The organism is Gallibacterium faecale, assembly GCF_027920745.1.
Lineage (GTDB): Bacteria > Pseudomonadota > Gammaproteobacteria > Enterobacterales > Pasteurellaceae > Gallibacterium > Gallibacterium faecale.
In genome coordinates this window covers 1-5,093 of record NZ_JAQIBB010000005.1, presented here as the reverse complement: position 1 = coordinate 5,093, position 5,093 = coordinate 1, and the positions used below count along the sequence as shown (strand labels likewise).

General features: G+C 32.3%; 6 protein-coding genes. 1 reads left to right on the top strand and 5 read right to left on the bottom strand.

The genetic code is table 11. The annotated features are described in order from the left end of the window. From PF272_RS01010 to PF272_RS00995, 4 genes are all read right to left on the bottom strand, one after another. Nucleotides 1-196 (bottom strand): hypothetical protein (locus PF272_RS01010; protein ID WP_271141309.1); only part of this gene is annotated, 196 nt, incomplete at its 3' end. 84 nt (nucleotides 197-280) lie between these two features. Beyond that, the gene (locus PF272_RS01005) at nucleotides 281-817 is read right to left on the bottom strand and encodes a hypothetical protein (RefSeq protein WP_271141308.1); all 537 of its coding nucleotides are present in this window, start codon (nucleotides 815-817) and stop codon (nucleotides 281-283) included. A 567-nt stretch (nucleotides 818-1,384) separates the two neighbouring features. Next, on the bottom strand, nucleotides 1,385-3,271 hold the full coding sequence (locus tag PF272_RS01000) for a DNA topoisomerase III (protein WP_271141307.1): 1,887 nt from the start codon (nucleotides 3,269-3,271) through the stop codon (nucleotides 1,385-1,387). A 6-nt stretch (nucleotides 3,272-3,277) separates the two neighbouring features. Continuing rightward, on the bottom strand, nucleotides 3,278-3,463 hold the full coding sequence (locus PF272_RS00995; protein WP_271141306.1) for a hypothetical protein: 186 nt from the start codon (nucleotides 3,461-3,463) through the stop codon (nucleotides 3,278-3,280). Nucleotides 3,464-3,588: 125 nt separating this feature from the next. Between PF272_RS00995 and PF272_RS00990 the strand changes: the two genes are divergently transcribed. Then, nucleotides 3,589-4,275, top strand: a complete 687-nt coding sequence (locus tag PF272_RS00990; protein ID WP_271141305.1) for a hypothetical protein — start codon at nucleotides 3,589-3,591, stop codon at nucleotides 4,273-4,275. Here PF272_RS00990 and PF272_RS00985 read toward each other — a convergent pair. Beyond that, nucleotides 4,272-4,688, bottom strand: a complete 417-nt coding sequence (locus PF272_RS00985; RefSeq protein ID WP_271141304.1) for a hypothetical protein — start codon at nucleotides 4,686-4,688, stop codon at nucleotides 4,272-4,274. The two genes, PF272_RS00990 and PF272_RS00985, sit on opposite strands and share 4 nt — an antisense overlap. Nucleotides 4,689-5,093: the final 405 nt, after the last annotated feature.

Genomic DNA, 5,093 nt, shown 5'->3' with positions numbered 1-5,093 from the left:
TTTCACCTTTAGAAATACCAATCTCCTTACGAAAAGTTTCAAAAGCAAGAATATTGTATTTAACTTGAGTAGGATTAATACCTTTTACAATAGACGCATTAACTAAAATATCTTGCTCTTGTAGAAAAAACTTTTTGAGTTTTTTTCGTAGTAACAAATACCGAACAAAGCGATAAATAAGCGTGAATAAAAACATATTTTGCCCTCATTCATAAATCTATGAGTAACAAAATAGTGTTTTTATCAAAAAAATGAATGATTAATTATTTAACCAATTTTACTAAAAAATAGAAGATAGATAGTGAGAAATCGTTGGTAAATTTTTCCAGAACGCAATCAGCATTGAAATAATCGAAACTATAATACCGATGCGTTTCCAGAACTTATCTGTTAAATGAAGCAATTGAATGTCTTTTGCTAATTGAAAAACAATTTCATTCGTTTGTTCATTTTGTTTTGCTAATGCTCTCATCTTAAAACGAATAGTCTCATGTAAATTAGAAAGGAACCCTGTTTTTTGATAAATCTCAACTGCTTTACGAAAGTGAGCTAATTTATCTTGGTGATAATCTTCTTGCTCTAATTCAATAATTAACTCATAGAGTACTGGAAGAGCTTGCTCATATTTTAATGAAACACAATCCACATATAATTCCAGTGCATTTTCCGTAAAATACTCTTTATCTAAAGAATTTCTTATAATCGCTTTAAATTTATTAAATTTTTTAAATTGTTTATTTTTATGAAATGCTAAAATAATCATAATACCTAACACATCTAAAGATAGGATAATGAAAAAAGAAAGTTCCTGACTCATATTATTCTTTCCTGAAAGGTATTTAATTATTAGGGTGTAATAAGTATTAACCTTATCACACCCTAATAAGAAGAAATTGTCAATAGTAAAACTATGACGGATGTAAAGCTATGACGAAAAAGATAATACCAATAATTATATTTCATCCCCTCGTATATAAATGATCTACAATTATTCATATACCCCACTGATTACTAAGTCGTCTTAACCAGTTAAAACAGCAGCACATAACGTACAAAAGGCGAGCATTTTTCACCATCGCTCTATGGTAAGTTGGGAATAAGTCGTGAAGTCTTGTTTATTCTTTAAAAGAAAAAACAAACAAGACTTCACGACATTGACAAGAAAAAAGAGAGAGTCTTTTTGATGATAAAATAGCATTTACCTATAAAAAGGACGACCGATTTCAAAACGCTCGGCAATACAGTTCAAGTCAGCATTACCTCTAGCGGTCTTGGGCGATATAAACTTATAGGAGTTACCAAAAACTATAAGATATATCTAAAAGGCGTAACTTTATGCCGTAAGTTACCAACGGTTTTGCAAGATTTATTGTAAAATGATTAATTATTTTTTCCAACCTTTATTAAATTTTTTCTTTTGATTTTTTAATGCAGTCCCTACTGTAGTAAGGTTTAGGGATACATCACTACACTTTTGCACAATATGAGCTATAAATTGTGATTGTTTCTGCATAAACTCATTCAAGCTTAACTTATTATTCGCAATATCATTTAAAGCTTGCTCCCACAATGCAGTCATACCAGGATCTTTAATAATATCTGGTAAAATATCAATTAAAGCACTGCCAGCTTCAGTGGATACAATATTATTTTTCTCTTTCTTCAAATAGCCACGTTTTAATAAGTTTTCAATTACATCTGCTCGTGTAGCCTCAGTTCCCAGCCCCTCCGTTTCTCTAAGACGCTGCTTTAATCTTTCGTCTTGTACAAAACGTGCCGCATTTTTCATTGCTGCAATTAATGTGCCTTCTGTGTACCGTTTTGGTGCAGTTGTTTTCAATGTTAATACTTGAGCATCTTTGATTTGGCAACTATCTTTCTCATTTAATATTGGTAAAATCTGTTTTTCTTCCTCTTCCGCTTTATCATGTGTAAATAGCGTTTTCCAGCCCAATTGAATGATGCGTTTACCTTTCGCTACAAATTGATGGCCAGAATGTTCCAACGTAGCTACCGTATTTTCCTCTTTGTACAATGGTAAGAATTGAGCAAGGTAATGTTGTCTAATGAGTTGATAGATTTTTAATTCATTATCATCCATCTTGCTTAAATCTACTTTTTGTGTTGTCGGAATAATGCCGTGGTGAGCTGTAATTTTACTATCATTCCATATGCGAGAACGTAATGTGAGATCGAGAGTAGAAATGATTTGCTCAATTCTAGGATCGCTTATCATTAATGATTTTATTACTATTGGAATTTCAGCAATCATCGATTCGGGGAGATAACCACAATCGGTTCGCGGATAAGTGGTTGCTTTATGTGTTTCATATAATGACTGAGCAATCTTCAATACCTGAGCAGCGCCCATACCAAATAATTTGGAACAAGTTTGTTGTAATGTACCTAAGTCAAAAGCGAGAGGTGGCGATTCTGATTTGGGCTTTGTTTCAATCTTATCAACCCTCATTGCTGATGACACATTTAACCCTGACATTATTTGATTAATGGCTGCCATATCGATACAGCGTCCCTCATCATCGCAACTTGATTCAGGTGCTTGCCAAAATGCAGAAAACATTTGATTTTGCTTATTCACTAAATCAACTTTTACTTGCCAAAAAGGCTTTGGTATAAAATTTGCAATTTCGCGATCACGTTGTACAACAATAGCCAATGTAGGGCTTTGTACACGCCCTACACTCATGACACCTTTATAGCCTTGTTTTTGTGCAATTAAGGTAAATAATCGAGTAAGATTCATGCCCACTAACCAATCAGCACGACTTCTTGCCAGTCCAGCAAAATATAAGGACTTTGTATCTGCATCAGATTTCAAAGATGATAGTGCTTTGCGAATACTGCCATCATCTAGTGCGGATAACCAAAGGCGCTGTATGACACCTTTATAATTTGACATATCAAGTAATTCACGAGCGATAACTTCGCCCTCTCGGTCTGGGTCAGTTGAAATTACAATAAGTTGTGCTTTTTTAATCAACCCCATCACAATCTTGTATTGTTTTGCGGTTTCTTTTTTGACTTTCATCAGCCATTTAGGAGGAATAATTGGTAACGCATTAAAATCCCATATCTTGTAGGTCTCATCATACTCATGGGGTTCTGCTTGTTCCACTAAATGACCGATACACCAGGTAACCACTAATGATTTATCTTGATTAGACAAATACCCATCTCCCCGTTGTGTAGCACCTAAGAATTTTGCAATATCTCGACCTTGAGAGGGTTTTTCACATAAGAACAATTTCATAATTAATTATCTCCGTTTCTTTGAAGCAATATAACTAACAAGATCATCCATTGAGGTTTGTTCTAATCCTTTTTGAATAATGGCTTGTAACACATCAGTATCTTTAGCTATTTCTTTTGTATGAATAATCACATTAACTGTTTTAGCTTCTACCTGCTTCCAAAGTTCCTCATCAATATGTTTTGTTGGCATAAATCTCTCCTAATCTAATAATTTAGAAATGTGATTGCATTTTTGAGATATTTAGATTAAAAAAAGGTAAGTCACTGAACAATGAGAAATTATTTTTTAATTTTATACAAAAAAATGAGGTACATATGAGCTTTGATTTTAATTTGAATGGGTTAAGTACCGCTTATAATGAGGCTATTAAAAGAAAAGATTTTACATTTGCATTTGAAATAAAATATCAAAAAGGGCATTTTATATTTTTTATGTTTTTTTCTGATAAAGATAAAAAATCTAAAGATAAATTATTTCTTTATCTCAAAAACACTAACTGTATGAAGCAACTTAAGCTATACGGCAGTCATAGTAATGGTGTATTTGGAATTTATTTTAATGAAGATCTAAAACAAGCTATTAAGGATGAACTTGGCATAGTAGGAGGAAAAAGCGCTTTCAATCTTAGTGATTTCTTTGACAAGTTAAATCAAAAAATCCCTGAACATTTATCAGTACAACAAAAAATTAATGTTCTACGAAAATATTACCCTAACCTTAACCTGAGGAATAATTTACCTAATATCGTAAATGAAATGGAAAAAATTTACTGGATAGGCTTTATGCAGCTTAAATCAGCTAAACCAAGGGAAAGCACATTAAGAAAACTTTATATTTATACTCAATGTGATGCAAAGCAAATCGACGAACTACTGGATATATTAAGAGCTCATAACATAACACTTAAATGGACTTCAGATCAAAATAAAGCAAAAGAAGCTGATTTTACAACAATGATTGAAGATCTAAACAATTATAAACAGCAACCAAATTTAACCTAACTTTCCAGATAAAAAGTAATTGCTATTGTATCAGCTTGAGATTTTCGCCAACTAATAGTTTTCATAAAGAGGATATCCAATAATAATTGCATATCTTGTGATATTTTTTCTTTACTCCATTGACAAAACTCATAACGAAAAACGACTAAAGGCATCATAATGACATAAGGACATCTATCAGTCTTATCATCAACATAACATTGTTGCCCTTCTATAACATACTGTTTCCAATATTTAGAGGTTAAGCCTGAAAATAGCCAATTTAAAAATAGTTTTGCCTCTTTACGAGAAAGGCAAATATTTTCTAAATCAGGAACGAAAGAAATTATTGAAGGAATTCTTTCATTGTACTGGTAAGCAATTAGCTCAATGGGTAAATCAAAGTTTATACACTTAATCCATTTGTTATTCATTGTATTTACTCCTTATGTAACTGGAACCACTGTTTATTTTTTAACCACTGGTTCCACTGGAACCACTGTCTAATTTTTAACCACTGGTTCCACTGGAACCACTGTCTAATTTTTGTTCACTTTCGATACACCATTAATTACTTCTATTAAAAATGTTTCTTTTGTCATTGTTATCTTCAACTAAAGGTAAAGGCTATAACGGCATTTTTCCCTCGTAAGGGAAGGGGCTTTGTCCCTTACCTTTAAAAGGCCTTTTATTACAGGGTTTACATCTGAATAAAAAATAGGGTTTGCATACTAATAAAAAATAGGGGATACATCTTATTGGTTAACCTGAAAAAGGTTTTCTATTTCGTTAACCTTTTCTTCACATTCACGAGACTGGCGCAAAATAAAATTTAGAAC

Bases quoted from the DNA above. Each gene is read 5' to 3' on its own strand.
- PF272_RS01005 (WP_271141308.1), bottom strand. From the start codon at position 817: ATGAGTCAGGAACTTTCTTTTTTCATTATCCTATCTTTAGATGTGTTA.
- PF272_RS01000 (WP_271141307.1), bottom strand. From the start codon at position 3,271: ATGAAATTGTTCTTATGTGAAAAACCCTCTCAAGGTCGAGATATTGCA.
- PF272_RS00995 (WP_271141306.1), bottom strand. From the start codon at position 3,463: ATGCCAACAAAACATATTGATGAGGAACTTTGGAAGCAGGTAGAAGCT.
- PF272_RS00990 (WP_271141305.1), top strand. From the start codon at position 3,589: ATGAGCTTTGATTTTAATTTGAATGGGTTAAGTACCGCTTATAATGAG.
- PF272_RS00985 (WP_271141304.1), bottom strand. From the start codon at position 4,688: ATGAATAACAAATGGATTAAGTGTATAAACTTTGATTTACCCATTGAG.